This window comes from Lysobacter concretionis Ko07 = DSM 16239 (assembly GCF_000768345.1).
Lineage (GTDB): Bacteria > Pseudomonadota > Gammaproteobacteria > Xanthomonadales > Xanthomonadaceae > Novilysobacter > Novilysobacter concretionis.
On record NZ_AVPS01000003.1, the window covers coordinates 206,141 to 220,439 of the forward strand.

14 protein-coding genes are annotated in these 14,299 nt (G+C 68.6%); 1 reads left to right on the plus strand and 13 read right to left on the minus strand.

Features of this window, described 5'->3' with window-relative positions; translation table 11 throughout:
* Nucleotides 1-50: 50 nt before the first annotated feature.
* The 10 genes from N792_RS03360 to N792_RS13375 form a co-directional block, all read right to left on the minus strand.
* Nucleotides 51-740: a glutathione S-transferase N-terminal domain-containing protein gene (locus N792_RS03360; RefSeq protein ID WP_036192654.1), complete on the minus strand. Its 690-nt coding sequence runs from the start codon at nt 738-740 to the stop codon at nt 51-53.
* A gap of 126 nt (nt 741-866) precedes the next feature.
* A complete protein-coding gene (locus N792_RS03365) occupies nt 867-2,555 on the minus strand; it encodes an acyl-CoA dehydrogenase family protein (RefSeq protein ID WP_036192655.1) in 1,689 nt (562 codons plus the stop codon).
* A gap of 146 nt (nt 2,556-2,701) precedes the next feature.
* Complete coding sequence (locus tag N792_RS03370; protein ID WP_036192656.1) at nt 2,702-2,908, minus strand: cold-shock protein; 207 nt, start codon at nt 2,906-2,908, stop codon at nt 2,702-2,704.
* Nucleotides 2,909-3,013: 105 nt separating this feature from the next.
* Nucleotides 3,014-3,796 (minus strand): S-methyl-5'-thioinosine phosphorylase, encoded by a 783-nt coding sequence (locus N792_RS03375; RefSeq protein WP_036192657.1) that lies wholly within the window; start codon nt 3,794-3,796, stop codon nt 3,014-3,016.
* A gap of 13 nt (nt 3,797-3,809) precedes the next feature.
* Nucleotides 3,810-4,370 (minus strand): hypoxanthine-guanine phosphoribosyltransferase, encoded by a 561-nt coding sequence (locus tag N792_RS03380; RefSeq protein ID WP_036192658.1) that lies wholly within the window; start codon nt 4,368-4,370, stop codon nt 3,810-3,812.
* Nucleotides 4,367-5,362 carry a beta-N-acetylhexosaminidase gene (nagZ, locus tag N792_RS03385; protein WP_036192935.1) on the minus strand — a complete coding sequence of 332 codons (996 nt, stop codon included), beginning with the start codon at nt 5,360-5,362 and terminating at the stop codon, nt 4,367-4,369. The genes N792_RS03380 and nagZ overlap by 4 nt, the downstream gene beginning before the upstream one ends.
* Before the next feature lie 133 nt (nt 5,363-5,495).
* The gene (locus N792_RS03390; RefSeq protein WP_036192659.1) at nt 5,496-6,011 is read right to left on the minus strand and encodes a CYTH domain-containing protein; all 516 of its coding nucleotides are present in this window, start codon (nt 6,009-6,011) and stop codon (nt 5,496-5,498) included.
* 124 nt (nt 6,012-6,135) lie between these two features.
* Nucleotides 6,136-7,467: a 23S rRNA (uracil(1939)-C(5))-methyltransferase RlmD gene (gene rlmD / locus N792_RS03395; protein ID WP_224743941.1), complete on the minus strand. Its 1,332-nt coding sequence runs from the start codon at nt 7,465-7,467 to the stop codon at nt 6,136-6,138.
* A gap of 681 nt (nt 7,468-8,148) precedes the next feature.
* On the minus strand, nt 8,149-8,766 hold the full coding sequence (locus N792_RS03400) for a DUF1318 domain-containing protein (RefSeq protein WP_036192660.1): 618 nt from the start codon (nt 8,764-8,766) through the stop codon (nt 8,149-8,151).
* 45 nt (nt 8,767-8,811) lie between these two features.
* On the minus strand, nt 8,812-10,890 hold the full coding sequence (locus N792_RS13375; protein WP_052103391.1) for an intermembrane phospholipid transport YdbH family protein: 2,079 nt from the start codon (nt 10,888-10,890) through the stop codon (nt 8,812-8,814).
* Between the two features lie 45 nt (nt 10,891-10,935).
* Between N792_RS13375 and N792_RS03410 the strand changes: the two genes are divergently transcribed.
* On the plus strand, nt 10,936-11,688 hold the full coding sequence (locus N792_RS03410; RefSeq protein ID WP_052103393.1) for a response regulator: 753 nt from the start codon (nt 10,936-10,938) through the stop codon (nt 11,686-11,688).
* A gap of 133 nt (nt 11,689-11,821) precedes the next feature.
* Here N792_RS03410 and recO read toward each other — a convergent pair whose 3' ends face one another.
* The 3 genes from recO to rnc form a co-directional block, all read right to left on the minus strand.
* Nucleotides 11,822-12,556: a DNA repair protein RecO gene (recO, locus tag N792_RS03415; protein ID WP_036192661.1), complete on the minus strand. Its 735-nt coding sequence runs from the start codon at nt 12,554-12,556 to the stop codon at nt 11,822-11,824.
* Nucleotides 12,557-12,637: 81 nt separating this feature from the next.
* Nucleotides 12,638-13,543 (minus strand): GTPase Era, encoded by a 906-nt coding sequence (era, locus tag N792_RS03420; protein WP_036192662.1) that lies wholly within the window; start codon nt 13,541-13,543, stop codon nt 12,638-12,640.
* A 96-nt stretch (nt 13,544-13,639) separates the two neighbouring features.
* A complete protein-coding gene (rnc, locus tag N792_RS03425; RefSeq protein ID WP_036192663.1) occupies nt 13,640-14,299 on the minus strand; it encodes a ribonuclease III in 660 nt (219 codons plus the stop codon).

Sequence of the window (14,299 nt, forward strand, 5' to 3'; positions counted from 1 at the left end):
GCGGCCATCCCGTCATGGATGGCCGCGGCGCAGCCCCGTAGCCGGCCCGCCTACGCCGGCTTGCCCTGCCCGAACAGGATCCTGCGTTCTTCGTCGGTCATCGGGCCTTTCGAATACGCGGTCGACGGATCCTCGTAGACCTTGATCGTCGCCGGCCGCTGCCTGATCGCCTCGAACCAGCGGGCGAGATGGGGAAAGTCCTGCAGCCGCTGCCCGTGCGCCTCGTACGGGACGATCCACGGGTAGATCGCCATGTCCACGATCGAGTACGTATCGGCGATGAACTCCCGCCCTTCCAGCTGGCGGTCGAGCACGCCGTACAGCCGGGTGACCTCGCGCGTGTAGCGCTCGATGCCGTAGGGCACCGGCTCCGGCGCGTAGACGCGGAAGTGGCCGGCCTGCCCGGCCATCGGCCCGAGTCCGGCCACCTGCCAGAACAGCCACTGCAGCGCCTGGAAGTGCGCGCGTTCGTCGACCGGCATGAAGCGTCCGGTCTTCTCGGCCAGGTACAGCAGGATCGCGCCGGACTCGAACAGCGCCAGCGGCTCGCCGCCCATGATTGGCTTGTGGTCGACAATCGCCGGCATCTTGCCGTTCGGCGAGATCGCCAGGAAGTCGGGCTGGAACTGGTCGCCCTTGCCGATATCCACCGGGATGGTGCGGTACTCCAGACCCGCTTCTTCCAGGAACAGGCGGATCTTGTAGCCGTTGGGGGTCGGCCAGTAATACAGATCGATCATGACGAAACCTCGTGCGTTTCCGGTGTTGGACAGCCTACCCATCGCCGGGCCGGTCGGGACCAGCGGAATCGGGATTGAGCATTCCAGCCACTCCACCGCACCTCCGGCGGACGAGGGTGCCGGCCTTCAGTCGCCAACCGGCAACGCCCGGTCGATCAATTCCGCCAACGCCACGCCGGCCGGCAAGGTGCCCATCGCCAGCCCGTGCGCGCCGCCCAGGCGGCTGCGGCAGAACGCCTCGGCCGCCGGGCTGCGGGCCCGCAGCAGCAGGCTGCCCTGCAACGCCAGGGCGAGCCGTTCGACAAAATGGCGGGCCTGGGCCTGGTCGATCGCGACCCCGTCCAGCAACGGTCCGCGAAGGCGCTCGGCCGCGGCCGCGTGGTCGGGATGACCCTCGCCGGCCTCCTGCAACTCCGCCCACAGCGCGGCGCCGGTCTCCGGCTCCCGCGACAACGCACGCAGCACGTCCAGGCACTGGATGTTGCCGCTGCCCTCCCAGATCGAGTTCAGCGGCGCCTGCCGGTACAGCCGCGGCAGGATCGACTCCTCGATGTAGCCGTTGCCGCCGAGGCACTCCTGGGCCTCGTTGACGAACGCCGGCGCGCGCCGGCACACCCAGTACTTGCCGATCGCGGTGGCGACCCGTGACAACGCCGCCTCGGCGGGGTCGCGCGGCGCGGCATCGACCGCGCGGGCGACCCGCATCGCCAGCACCAGCGCGGCTTCGGCCTCGATCGCCAGATCCGCCAGCACGTTGCGCATCAGCGGCTGGGCGGCCAGCGGCTGGCCGAATGCGCTGCGGTGGCGGCAATGGTGGACCGCCTGCGCGAGCGCCATGCGCATCTGCGCCGCGCCTCCCAGCAGGCAATCCAGCCGGGTCAGCATCACCATCTCCAGGATGGTGGCGATGCCGCGGCCTTCCTCGCCGATCAGATACGCGCGGGCACCGCAGAACTCGACCTCGGCGGACGCGTTCGACCAGTCGCCGAGCTTGTCCTTCAAGCGGATCAGCCGGAACGCGTTCTTGCGGCCATCGCCCAGCCGGCGCGGCATCAGGAAGCAGGTCAGGCCATCGGGTGCCTGCGCCAGCACCAGGAAGCCGTCGCTCATCGGCGCGGAAAAGAACCACTTGTGCCCGACCAGCGCGTACGACGTGGCCGAGGCGAGGTCGCCAGAACCCGGCAGCCGCGTGGCGACCGTCGTGTTGCCGCGCACATCGCTGCCGCCCTGCTTCTCGGTCATGCCCATACCGATGGTGACGCCGGCCTTGTCGCCGATCGGCACCCCGCGCGGGTCGTAATGGGGCGCCGCAGCCTTGTCCGCCCACTCGGCCAGCGCCGGCTCGCGCCGCAGCACCGGCACCGCGGCGTGGGTCATCGTCAACGGGCAACTGGTGCCCGGCTCGACCTGGTGGTGCAGGTAGCTCAATGCGGCGCGGACGACATGCGACCCCGGACGCGGGTCGCGCCACGCGCCACCGCTGACGCCGTGTTCGATCGCCGCCTGCATCAGCGCGTGGTAGTTGGGGTGGAATTCGACCCGGTCGATGCGGTGCCCGAAGCGGTCGTGGCTGCACAGGCGCGGCCGGTCGCGGTGGGCGTCGAACGCCCACTCGTACAGCGTGCCGCCGGCCAGGGCGCCATACGCCGCGACCGATTCGATGTGATCGCCGACGTGATCGCCGGCACCCTCGCGGGCGATCGCCCCGCGCAGCACGATGTCGTCGCGCCACAGGTCGCGCGGGGCGAACTCCGGCGGCTGGTTGTCCACCCGGTGGGTCTCGAATGAAGCTGCCTGCGGCAACCGGGTATTCATCCCCGCCTCCTGCCGTTGTGACTGATCCGCGAATCTAGCGCACCGGCAGTATCGGCGCGGCGACGGCAATACCGTCAACGCCGGGTCACGAAGCAAAAAAACCCCGCCGAAGCGGGGTTCCCGGAAACGTGCAACCAGTCGCCGACCTATTCGGCCGGCGTGATGTTGGACGCCTGCGCACCCTTCGGGCCCTGGGTCAACTCGTAGCTGACACGCTGGCCTTCCTGCAGGCTGCGGAAGCCCTTGGAATTGATTGCGGAAAAATGCGCGAACACATCCGCACTCCCATCTTCAGGGGAAATGAAACCAAATCCCTTGGCGTCGTTGAACCACTTCACGGTGCCGTACTGCATATCCTGGATGACCTCATGGCTGGGTTGACGCGCGCGGCGTGGGGGCGACCGGACGCCCGCCGAGTATGCAAACTGAACGCAGGATTGACAATCGGATCGGCTGGTTCAGTCCGCAATTCCGCACGCCAGCAGCGCACCCAGCAGGGCCGGCAGGCCCGATGAGGCGGCGGCGACGTTGTCGAGCACGTCCTGCAGGGTGATCACCTCGTCCGGATCCGGCCCCGCACCGGCCGCCCAGTTGGCGACGATCGCCAGGCAGGCGTAGTCCAGCCCCATCTCGCGCGCCAGACCCGCTTCAGGCATGCCGGTCATGCCGACCAGATCGCAACCGTCGCGCCGCATCCGGGCGATCTCGGCGCGGGTTTCCAGCCGCGGCCCCTGGGTTGCGCCGTAGCAGCCACCGGCCGCCATCGCGATACCGGCCTCCGCCGCCGCGGCGATCACCGCGTTGCGCAGCGTGCGCGTGTAGGGCTCGCCAAAGTCGACGTGCAGCACCTCGTTGCCACCGGCCCCATCGGCCTCGCCGTCCCAGACCGTCGAGACCCGGCCCCAGGTGTAATCGATCAGCTGGTCGGGGCAGCCCAGCACGCCGGGGCCGAAGCGCTCGGTGATGCCGCCCACGGTATTGAGCGCGAGCACGCGTTGCGCACCCAGCGCCTTCAAGGCGGCGAGGTTGGCGCGGTAGTTGACGCGGTGCGGCGGCAACGAATGGCCCTCGCCATGGCGGGCCAGGAACGCGACGCGATGACCGTCGAGGCGGCCGATGCGCACCGGCCCCGACGGCGCGCCGTACCGGGTCACCGGCTGGTGGCTCTCGACATCCGCCAGCCCGGCCAACTGGTACAGCCCGGTGCCGCCGATGACGGCAAGGGCGATCGATTCGCTCATGGCTTCAGTCCTTTCAGTCCTTCAATGCGTAGATGGCCGGCAGGTTGCGCCCCTGCTCGTGGTAATCCATGCCGTAGCCGAACACATAGCGGTCCGGCACCTCGATGCCGACGTAATCCGCCTGCAGGTCGGGTACGGCGCGGTCGTGCCGCTTCAGCGCCAGCGCGGCGATACGCACGTCAGCCGCGCCTTCCGCGTGGCACCAGGCGGTGATCGCGGCCATGGTGTGGCCCTCGTCGAAGATGTCGTCGACCAGCAAAACCCGCCGTCCCTTCAAGGACGTGGCCGGCCGGTGCTTCCACAGCAGTTCACCACCGGCGGTCGCGCCGCGGTACCGGGTCGCGTGCAGATAGTCGAACTCCAGGTCCAGGCCCAGCGCTCCCAGCTCCATCGCCAGTTGCGCGGCAAAGGGCATGCCGCCGTGCATCACCGTCAGGTACACCGGCCGGGTGTCCACGCCATCGACATAATCGGCACGGATCGCCACCGCCATCCGCGCGATCGCCTGCTCCAGCGCTGCGCGGTCGAACAGCAGGTCCGCATCGGCGAGCGCCGTGCGCAGGTCGGCGCTCATGCCAGCCCCTCCAGACGGGTGCGGCTGGCCCGGTAATGGCCATCGGCCAGCAGGTTGTCCCAACCCATCGGGCCGCCGCCGATCAGGCCGGTCAGCGCCATCGTGTTGAGGGTGCGGCCCTCGACCGCCTTCAGCGACTCCTCGACCAGTTCCGGATGGCACACCAGCACCACGTCGCAACCGGCGTCCAGATGCAGGTCGACGCGCTGCTTGATGCCGCCGGCGGAGAACGCCGCCGCCATGCCGATGTCATCGGAGAACACCACCCCGCGGAAGCCCATCTCCTGGCGCAGGATCTCCTCGATCCAGCGCTTCGAATACCCCGCTGGTTCCGGCGCGACCTGCGGATAGACCACGTGCGCCATCATCACCGCATCGGCCTTGGCCTCGATGCCGGCGACGAACGGCACCAGGTCGAGCGCGCGGATCTCCTCCAGCGGGCGAGGATCGACCGCATCGTCGAAATGGGTGTCTTCCAGCACCGAGCCGTGGCCCGGGAAGTGCTTGAGGGTCGCCGCCATGCCGGCCTGGTGCATGCCGCGCACGTAGGCGCGGGTGAACTCGGCGACCACCGATGGATCGGCGGAAAACGCGCGGTTGCCGATCGCCCGGTTGCCGCGGCCCAGGTCGACCACCGGCGCGAAACTCAGGTCGACGCCGCTGGCCTTGATCTCGCTGGCCATCAACCAGGCGTGCTCCTGGGCGAGTTCGAGGGCGCCATCGCGGTCACGCGCGAACAACGCGCCGAAATCTTCCAGCGGCGGCAAAACGCTGTAACCCTCGCGGAAGCGCTGCACCCGACCGCCTTCCTGGTCGACGCAGACCAGTTGCGGGCGCGGCGCGGCGGCGCGGATCGCCTGCGACAGTTCGGCAACCTGCGCGCGGGAGGCGAAGTTGCGGGTGAACAGGATCACGCCGGCGCAGGCATCGTGCTGCAGCCAGTCGCGCTCCTGCGCGGTGAGTTCGGTGCCGGCGATGCCGATCACGAGCATGGGGGACTCCTGGGTGGACAAGGCGCGCAACGCGCCCGGCATTGTCACGCAGTTGATCGGTTCCTGTAGGAGCGATGTCAGCCGCGACCTGTCGAATGTTGCAGTGATGCCCAGGTCGCGACTGACGTCGCTCCTACCCGGCCTGACCGGCTTTCTCCGCCTCGCTCCATTGCGAATACGGCCGGCTCGCCAGCGCGAGGTTGTAGTAACGCGGCTCGTCGGTGACCTCGCTGCCCAGCCAGTCGGGATGCGCGAACACGGCATCGGCGTCGTCCAGCTCGATCTCGGCCACCACCAGCCCGGCGTTGTCACCGAGGAATTCGTCGACCTCCCACAGGTGGCCCTCGAATTCCACATGGTGTCGGCGCTTGTCGACCAGCCCACCGACGCTCAGCGCCAGCAGCGCGCGCGCATCATCGACCGGGATCGGATAGTCGAACTCCTGCCGGGTGTGGCCCAGCTCGCGTGACTTGAGGTTGAGCCAGGCGGCGTCGCCGGCGATGCGCACGCGCACCGAAGCCTTCATCGCGCCGGCGTCCATCGCCGCCAGATCGTTCAGGTAGCCCTGCGCCATCGGCACGACCCTGTGCGCGGCGGCACGCCAGGCATCGCCTGCCACCAGGAACTTGCGTTCGATTTCAATCGCCATCGGAGTCCTCGGAACGGCTTCGTTGTAGGAGCGACGTGAGTCGCGACTCACCGGTGGAGGCATGCCTCCACCGCTCCTACGAGGGGGATCGCGGTACGAACAAGGCGACACATTCGCAGGCGTATCACCCCTTCTCGAACACCGCGATCGACTCGACATGCGCGGTATGCGGAAACATGTCCATCACGCCCGCAGCCCGCAGCGTCCAGCCGCGCTCGTTGACCAGATACGCCGCATCGCGGGCCAGCGATGCCGGGTGGCAGCTCACGTAGACGATCCGCTTGAACTGCTCCAGCGGCAGCTCGGCCAGCACGAAGTCCGCGCCCGAACGCGGCGGGTCCAGCAGCAGCTTGTCGAAGCCCTCGCCCATCCACGGCTGGTCGCTGAGATCCTTCGACAGGTCGGCGGCGTGGAACTGCGCATTGGCAATGCCGTTGCGCGCGGCATTGTCACGCGCACGCTGGACCAGTCCGGCATCGCCCTCGACCCCCACCACCTCGCGCACCGAGCGCGCCAGCGGCAGGGTGAAATTCCCCAGCCCGCAGAACAGATCGAGCACACGATCCTCCGGCTGCGCCTCCAGCAGGTCGATCGCCAACTGGATCATCTTGCCGTTGAGTCCTGCGTTGACCTGGATGAAGTCGAGCGGACGGAATGCGAACTCCAGATCCCACTGCGGCAACCGGAAAGCCAGCCGGGGATCGTGCGGCCACAACGGATGCACGCTGTCGACACCGCCGGGCTGCAGGAAGATCGCAAACCCGTGTTGCTGGCCGAACGCGACCAGCGCCGCCTGGTCCCCGTCGCACAACGGCGCCATGTGGCGGACGGTCAACGCGACGCCATTGAAGTCGGGCATCGGATCGCCGGCAATGAACTCGATCTGCGGGATCTCGCGCCGCGCCTGCAGGCTCTCGACCAGCGCTGCGAGCGCTTCGACCTTCTCGCCGACCTCCGGAATGACGGTATGGCAATGGGCGATGTCGGCCACGAAGCGCGGATCGGTCTCGCGGAAACCGACCAGGGTCTTGCCCTTCTTCTCGACCCGGCGCACCGAAAAACGGCCCTTGCGACGGTAGCCCCAGGTCGCGTCGGTCAACGGCTCCAATACGCGTCCGGGAACGATGCCACCACTTTCGCGGAGGTTTTCCAGCAGTACGGTCTGTTTGGTGAGGATCTGCCGGTCGCCGGCGTAATGCTGCATCGCGCAGCCGCCACAGGTGCCGAAGTGGGCGCACCGCGGCTCGACCCGCTCTGGCGCCGCCTGCAGCACCTCGACCGTCCTGGCCTCATCGACACCGCGATGACGCCCCGTCCGCGCCGCCATCACCCGTTCGCCCGGCAACGCGCCGGCCACCAGCAAGGTCTTGCCATCGGGAAGGGAAACGACGCCACGGCCGTCATGGGACATGCCGTCGATGACGACTTCAAAAGGGGTTTTATCCAGGCGGGCCACAGGCAAAAGCAGGAAGCTCAGGGCCGCGTATTGTCGCAGATGCGTCCGGGCCGGCAGCGGTCGCCGAATGGATCGCGGGGGCTGCTCCCGGGTGGGTCTAACGGCCATCCCCATTTGCTTGGTGTTCGAGTAGAAGTGCGTGTGATTGCGTAGGCAGCGTCTGCCGGGTATCCCGATCAGTCGCTCCACGATATTCGCTTGGTGATCGGGACACCCGACAGGCGCCACCAAAATTTCCCGGTACCCGAAGGAAGATCAAAAGCGCCCTGCCAATGAATCGCCGATGCGGCGTCCTGACGGGGTGTTGCGGACAGCGGGCCATGGATGGCCCGCGGCGGTGAGTACGGCCATGCACGTTCTGTCCGGAACCAGCAGCCCAATCGATGCGTGTATTGCCCAGACAGCGCCTACCGGATTGTCTCGGTGGCCGACGGAAAGCCCCGCTGCGCCACGTCAACGAATAACCGATGCGGCGTCCTGACCGGGTGTTGCGGACAGCAGGCCATGGATGGCCTGCGGCGGTGAGTGCGGCCATGGATGGCCGCCCGAACCGGGCAGCAAGCACCTGGTCAGGGCGACGCCCCGCCCGAAGCTAACAATCCGTTGTTGCTGTTGCTGTTGCTGTTGCTGTTGCTGTTGCGGTTGCTGCCATCAACTCAACCACCAACCAACAGCAGCAACCTACTTCTGCTTCCAGCTGCTCCCGCTCTGGTACCACCAGCCGCTGTGTGCACTGGCGATCCACTGCTTGGCGAACACCTCGCGGATCTGCGACTCCCACTCCGGGTGACCATTGGCCACCGCGACCTCGCGATACACCGCGTTGCGGTCGCGGTTGTCCTCAGCCACCGCCTGCTGGATCTGCGCCCGGTCCTTCAGCGCCAGCTTCGATGCGTCGCGCACCACGATCGTGCCGTCGCTCGCAAACCCGAGCGCGCCCGCATCGAAACCCGCACGCAGCGTCGAGTTGAAACGCGCGGCCATCCGCGACTGGATCGCCTGGATCGCCGGCGTCTTGATGCTGATGTCGGGCGACTGCGCATGCGCGCTGCCGATGCCGACCAACGCATACACGTCCACCCGCGAAGCCAGCTGCCGCCACGACATAGGGGCGAGCATCGCACTCGGCCCACCCGACTTGTCATCGGCCGGAGCGGCCGCGGGTACCTCTTCGCCGATCACCTTGTCGACGAACTCCTTGGCCGCCTCGCGCGCTTCCGCCGCGGGAAAATACACATTGATCGTGACGCAAGCCGTGACCATCACGGCGGCAACCGGAATTCCCATCCAACGGCGCATGAAGTGTCTCCTGGGGAATCGTCTGAACAGGGGTCAGACGGTACGCTAGTCGACCAGCGGTTTCACGTCGCCCTTGCCCACCGCGGCCAGCCGCTCGACCAGGATCGGCCAATCCACGCGGCGGTTGAAACCCACCACGGTCAGGCGCGGCAGGCCGGAGCCACGCACGATGACGAAGCCGTTGCCGGCTGAACCGATGCCATCCATCGTGCAGACCTCGTCCAGCAACCGGCAGCCGATGCCGATCTTCGAATAGCCGAAATCGTCAAAAAACCCGATCAACTGCGACTGCAGGGAATTCACGAACGACGCGTTGCCCACGCTGGTCAAGTCCTGCACCGCGCGCTGGCTGATCCGCTGGCGCACGCCACGATGCCGGTCGGTGACCAGTTGCGCATCGAAGGCGACCGGCTCCCAGCTGACCAGGCGCAGATCACCGATGCGGCCGTCGAGCTTTCCGCTGATGCTGCCGAAATCGAACGCACCGGTCAGCGCCAGCAGATCGATGTCGTCGAACACGATGTCGGCCGACAAGGTGGGCAGCACGCCAAACGGCCGCTCCATCGACAAGGCCGACACGCCCACGCGGCCGCCGAACAACTGCATGGCCAGGCCGCCGTCGAACACCAGCGTCTCGTCGGCGTAGCGGGCTTCGGGGATCGTGCCACTCAACTCGCCGGTGAACGCCGGCCAGTCCAGCGCCGCCGACAACTTCGCCACGTCGATCCGCTCCAGCGCCAGACCGAAACGCAGGTCGATGCCCTCCCCTGCGCGCGGCGGCTGTATCCGCAGGTGATCGAAGCGGGCACGGCCGCCCAGGATCGGCACCTCCACCGCCTCACGCAGTCGCAGGCTGCCGTCGCCGCTAGCGAACGGCAGTCGCGCGGCGCCGAACGCCAGGCCGTGCACCGCTCCCTCGCGCCATCGCAGCTCGCTGTTCACCGGCCGGGTGGCGGAGAACTCGACATTGCCGTCCAGGCCGGAGAAGGCGAACCGGCCGTCGGGCTCCGCCATGCTCATCCCGTGCACGCGGAACATGGCATCCGCCAACACGCCCTCGCGCATCTGCACGGTCGCCTCCATTGACCCTTCGAGCTGGAGATCGCCCATTCCCGCCATGCCCAGCCACCCACTCAGGTAGGCATCGCGCAGGGGTTTCAGATCCGGGCTCTGCAGGCGCAGATCGAGCGTCGTCAGGTTGACGTCGGGATCCAGCGCGGCGCTGCCGTCCACCAGCAGAATGCCGGGGTCGCTCCAGTGCAGTTCGGGCAGCTGCCAGCCTTCGGCGGCGCGCTGCCGGGCGACCACTCTCAGCGTCGTCGATCGTTCTTCCAGCGCCACGTAGGTGCTGCCAAACAGCAACTCGCCGCCGTTCACCCGGCCATCGAGGACGACGCTGTCCTGCCCGCCCAGCCGGGCATCGACCGCGAAGTCCGCGTCGACGCTTTCCGCCGCGATGCTGCCGTCGGCGGTATCCAGCGCCGCCGCATGCAGTGCGACCGGGCCGGCGATCCGCAACGGTTCCGCGTCGGCCGCCGTGACCGTCAATCGCGCGTCGCCGGTGCCGCCGACCAGCCGCGCACTCGACCAGGCTTGCGAGAGCAGCGCCTGCAGCCAGACCAGTGGAATCCGGGTCAGGTCGATCCGGGTCACATCCGGTGTTGCAGCGTCGCGATGCAGGCCGACCCGGCCGCCACCACCCGACAGGCGGGCATCGGTCGTGGCAGCGCCGATCTCGACCGCCAACTGCATCGACCCGCCCGCACTGCGCACCGGGCCGGCGCAGCGCCAGCCGCCCGCGTCATCGCGTTGCAGCGGACAACGCCAGTCCAGGTCGGTGAACCGGTACCCCAGCTCCGGCGCGTCCGCCCGCCGCGCGCGCAATCGCAGCTCGCCCTCGACGGCACCGGGTGGCCAGGACAGTTGCACCTGGACACCCTGCAGGCTTGCGATCGCCGTATCGACCCGCTCGATCCGCGCCGTCATCGTGCGCGCCTGGGCGTCGGCCGCGGACAACGCCATGAATATCCCTAGCAGCAACGCGAACACCCACGGCAGGCGTCGCGCCACGCCCCGCACGTTCGACAGCGGGTGCGGCGGCAGCGATAGTGGCGGGCAGACCATCGCCGCAGCATACCTTCCGCCCCCGCACGCCAGAGCATCGCGCCCATGACCACCCCGTCGGCCCTGCCACGAATCCTGCTGGTCGAAGACGAACCCACCAGTTGCGCCTTCCTTGCCGCCGCCGCGCGGGCGATCCCGGCCGAAGTGGACGTCGCCGACAGCATTGCCGCGGCGCTGGCATTGGCCAGGAGCGGGCGATACGACCTGTGGCTGTTCGATGCGTCCTTGCCCGACGGCAACGGCAGCGACCTGCTCGCCCGCCTGCAGGACGACTACCCGACGGTCCGCGCGATCGCGCACACCGCGTCCAACGAACCGGAAACGCTGCGCGCACTGAGCAAGGCCGGCTTCGACGACGTGCTGGTCAAGCCGCTGCCGGCGACCGCCGTGCAGGCGGCCGTGCGACGCATCCTCGGCCTGCCCGTCGACGGCGTCGCCATCGCGGATGCCGCCGGCGCCCGGCCGCTGTGGGATGACGAAGCCGCCGCGAACGCGCTCAATGGCAACCGCGCCCATATCGAGACATTGCGGGGGTTGTTCGTGGCCGAATTGCCGCAGGCGCGACAACGGATCATGGACGCCGTGCACGAAGGCCACGCCGATGCGGTCAGTGCCGAGCTGCACCGGCTGCGCGCCAGCTGCGGTTTCGTCGGCGCGACGCGCCTGGGCCTGCTGGTGCAGGCCTTGCAGCAGGTGCCCGAGGATGCCGGAGTGCTCGCGCGTTTCGATGCCACCGCAGGCGAGACGCTGGCGCAGTGGTCATCCCATCCGGAAGGCCATCCGCTCGCTCCGGCCTGAAGCGAACGGCTTGGAGCGCCGCCCTGCCGGGGTGCTTTCTTTCGGCCACCGAAGAATTCCGGTGGCGGCTGTCGGGTGTCCCGATCACCAGGCGAATATCGTGGAGCGACTGGGCGGGATGCCCGGCAGGCACTCAGGCATGACTGCCCCGGGGTTTTGGCAGGCCGGCCAGCATCTCCCAGGACTTGAGTCCGCGAGGGCCGAGATGATGCACCAGCACCTCGCGCATCACCCGTCGCAGGCCGGGCAGGTCGTCGGCCTCGGGAGACTGGTCGGACGCCAGGCAAAGCAGCCCGCGCCCGGTGGCCGCACCGCTGCGATCGCCATGGCCCCGGTCGCTCAATAATCGGCGCGGCCCGTGCTCGGGATCGACCCGGTAACGCGCGGCCGGGTCGATCGGCTCGCCATCGCCATCGTGGCTCCAGTCGAAACCGACACCCAGCGCATCGAGCAGGTCGCGCTCGAACCGGCGCAGGGTCCAGGCCAGCGGTTCGGTTGCGCGCAGGCGTTCGCGGGCAATGGCATAGGCCACGAACAAGTCCGGCTGCGGCTCGTCGCGCGGCGTCATCCGCAAGGTCAACTCGTTGAGGTAGAACCCGGCCATCATCGCCTCGCCGGCCAGCCGGGGCGCGGCATCCAGCGCCTCGGCCGAGCGCAGTTGCGCCAGCTCACCCTGTTGCACCGCGTCGATGCGGATCGACTGCAGCGGCTGCAGGGCCGCCCGCAACGGATGGCGCTTGGCGCCCCGCACCCCGCGCGCCACCAGCCCGATGCGGCCGTGGTTCGCGCTCAGCACCTCCACCAGCAGACTCGTCTCGCGCCACGCGCGGGCATGCAGGACGAACGCCGGCTCACCGGTCAGGCGCATGGGATGGAAAGGCGGTGTGCGCGCCCGGCTCTCGCCGTCATGACCGCGCGGCGCGCCGGCTTGGGCGCGGCACGCGCGGGTTCAGTCGTGATACCCGAACGCCCGCAATGCCGACTCGTCATCCGACCACCCCTCGCGCACCCGGACCCAGGTTTCCAGAAACACCTTGGCGGCAAACAGCTGCTCCATCTGGATGCGCGCGCGCGTGCCGATCTCGCGCAGGCGCTCGCCGCCCTTGCCGATCACGATCGCCTTCTGGCCGTCGCGCTCGACCCAGATCACCGCGCCGATCCGCAGCAGCGGGCCATCGACGATGAAGCGCTCGATCTCCACCGTGGTCGCGTACGGCAATTCCTCGCCAAGCTGGCGCATCAACTGCTCGCGGACCAGCTCGCCGGCCAGGAATCGCTGGCTCTTGTCGGTGATCTCGTCCTCGGGATACATGGCCGCCTGCTCGGGCATCAGGCCCAGCAACTGCTTGACCAGCGCCTCCAGCCCCTTGCGCTTGAGCGCGGAGACCGGGTGCACGCCGGCAAACTCGCGCCCTTCGGACACCATCGCCAGATACGGCAGCAACTCGGTCTTGTCCTTCAGCCGGTCGACCTGGTTGACCACCAGCACCACCGGCACGCCGGCATGGCGGAGCGCCTCGTAGGCGAAAGTGTCGGATTCCTCCCACTTGCCGGCGCGGACCACCAGCATCGCCGCATCGACGCCTTCCAGCGCGCCGCGCGCCGCCCGGTTCATCCAGCGGTGCATGGCGGTGGCGGTGGAACTGCCCTGGTCGCGGTGCAGTCCGGGGGTGTCGACCAGCAGCAGCTGGCCTTCCGGGAAGGTCGCGATGCCCAGCAGGCGATGGCGGGTGGTCTGCGGACGCGAGGAGACGATGCTCACCTTCGCGCCGACCAGCGCGTTGGTCAGGGTGGATTTGCCGACGTTGGGACGGCCGATGACGGCGACGTGGCCGCTGCGGTGAGATGGGTTCATGGGGGGATTGTAGAGGGAGCGAGGTGAGTCGCGACCCACCGGCGATGAAATCCCTTGGTCAGGAAGAACCACCGCAGGCCGTTGCCGACGCCCGGATCAGGACCCGGCAAGCGCCGCCAGCGCGGCCTCGGCGGCGGCCTGCTCGGCGCTGCGGCGCGAACTTCCCTCGCCTTCGCTCAGCAGCGGCGGCTGGCTCAGGGTGCAGGTGACCCGGAAGGTCTTGGCGTGGTCCTCGCCGCCCTCGGCGACCAGTTCATACACGGGCAGCGGTTTCTGACGGCCCTGCAACCATTCCTGCAGGCGGGTCTTGGCGTCCTTGCCGACCTTGTTCGGTGGCGGCAACGCCTCCATCGCCGCCGCGAACCAGGGCATCACCACCGAACGGCAGGTGTGGAAGTCCGCATCCAGATAGATCGCCGCGACCACCGCCTCCAGCGCATCGGCGAGGATCGAGTCGCGCCGGTGACCGCCGGTTTTCATCTCGCCCGGGCCCAGCGTCAGGCGTTCGCCCAGTTCGAGCGCGCGCGCGATCGGCGCCAGCGCGGACTCGCGCACCAGCTCGGCGCGGCCGCGGGTCAATGCGCCTTCATCGGCCTTGGGCCAATGCCGGTACAGCGCCTCGGCGACGAACAGGTTGACCAGCGCGTCACCCAGGAACTCCAGGCGCTCGTTGTGCGGAGCGCCTGCGCTGCGGTGCGTCAGTGCCTGCGCCAGCAATTCGGGCCGCGCAAACACGTGGCCGATCCGGTCTGCCAT

Coding starts and splice junctions, on each gene's coding strand:
- N792_RS13375 (WP_052103391.1), bottom strand. CDS start 10,890: ATGGTCTGCCCGCCACTATCGCTGCCGCCGCACCCGCTGTCGAACGTG.
- N792_RS03370 (WP_036192656.1), bottom strand. CDS start 2,908: ATGCAGTACGGCACCGTGAAGTGGTTCAACGACGCCAAGGGATTTGGT.
- N792_RS03375 (WP_036192657.1), bottom strand. CDS start 3,796: ATGAGCGAATCGATCGCCCTTGCCGTCATCGGCGGCACCGGGCTGTAC.
- N792_RS03390 (WP_036192659.1), bottom strand. CDS start 6,011: ATGGCGATTGAAATCGAACGCAAGTTCCTGGTGGCAGGCGATGCCTGG.
- era (WP_036192662.1), bottom strand. CDS start 13,543: ATGAACCCATCTCACCGCAGCGGCCACGTCGCCGTCATCGGCCGTCCC.
- recO (WP_036192661.1), bottom strand. CDS start 12,556: ATGCGCCTGACCGGTGAGCCGGCGTTCGTCCTGCATGCCCGCGCGTGG.
- N792_RS03365 (WP_036192655.1), bottom strand. CDS start 2,555: ATGAATACCCGGTTGCCGCAGGCAGCTTCATTCGAGACCCACCGGGTG.
- N792_RS03410 (WP_052103393.1), top strand. CDS start 10,936: ATGACCACCCCGTCGGCCCTGCCACGAATCCTGCTGGTCGAAGACGAA.
- nagZ (WP_036192935.1), bottom strand. CDS start 5,362: ATGCTCGTGATCGGCATCGCCGGCACCGAACTCACCGCGCAGGAGCGC.
- rnc (WP_036192663.1), bottom strand. CDS start 14,299: ATGGCAGACCGGATCGGCCACGTGTTTGCGCGGCCCGAATTGCTGGCG.
- N792_RS03400 (WP_036192660.1), bottom strand. CDS start 8,766: ATGCGCCGTTGGATGGGAATTCCGGTTGCCGCCGTGATGGTCACGGCT.
- N792_RS03360 (WP_036192654.1), bottom strand. CDS start 740: ATGATCGATCTGTATTACTGGCCGACCCCCAACGGCTACAAGATCCGC.
- N792_RS03380 (WP_036192658.1), bottom strand. CDS start 4,370: ATGAGCGCCGACCTGCGCACGGCGCTCGCCGATGCGGACCTGCTGTTC.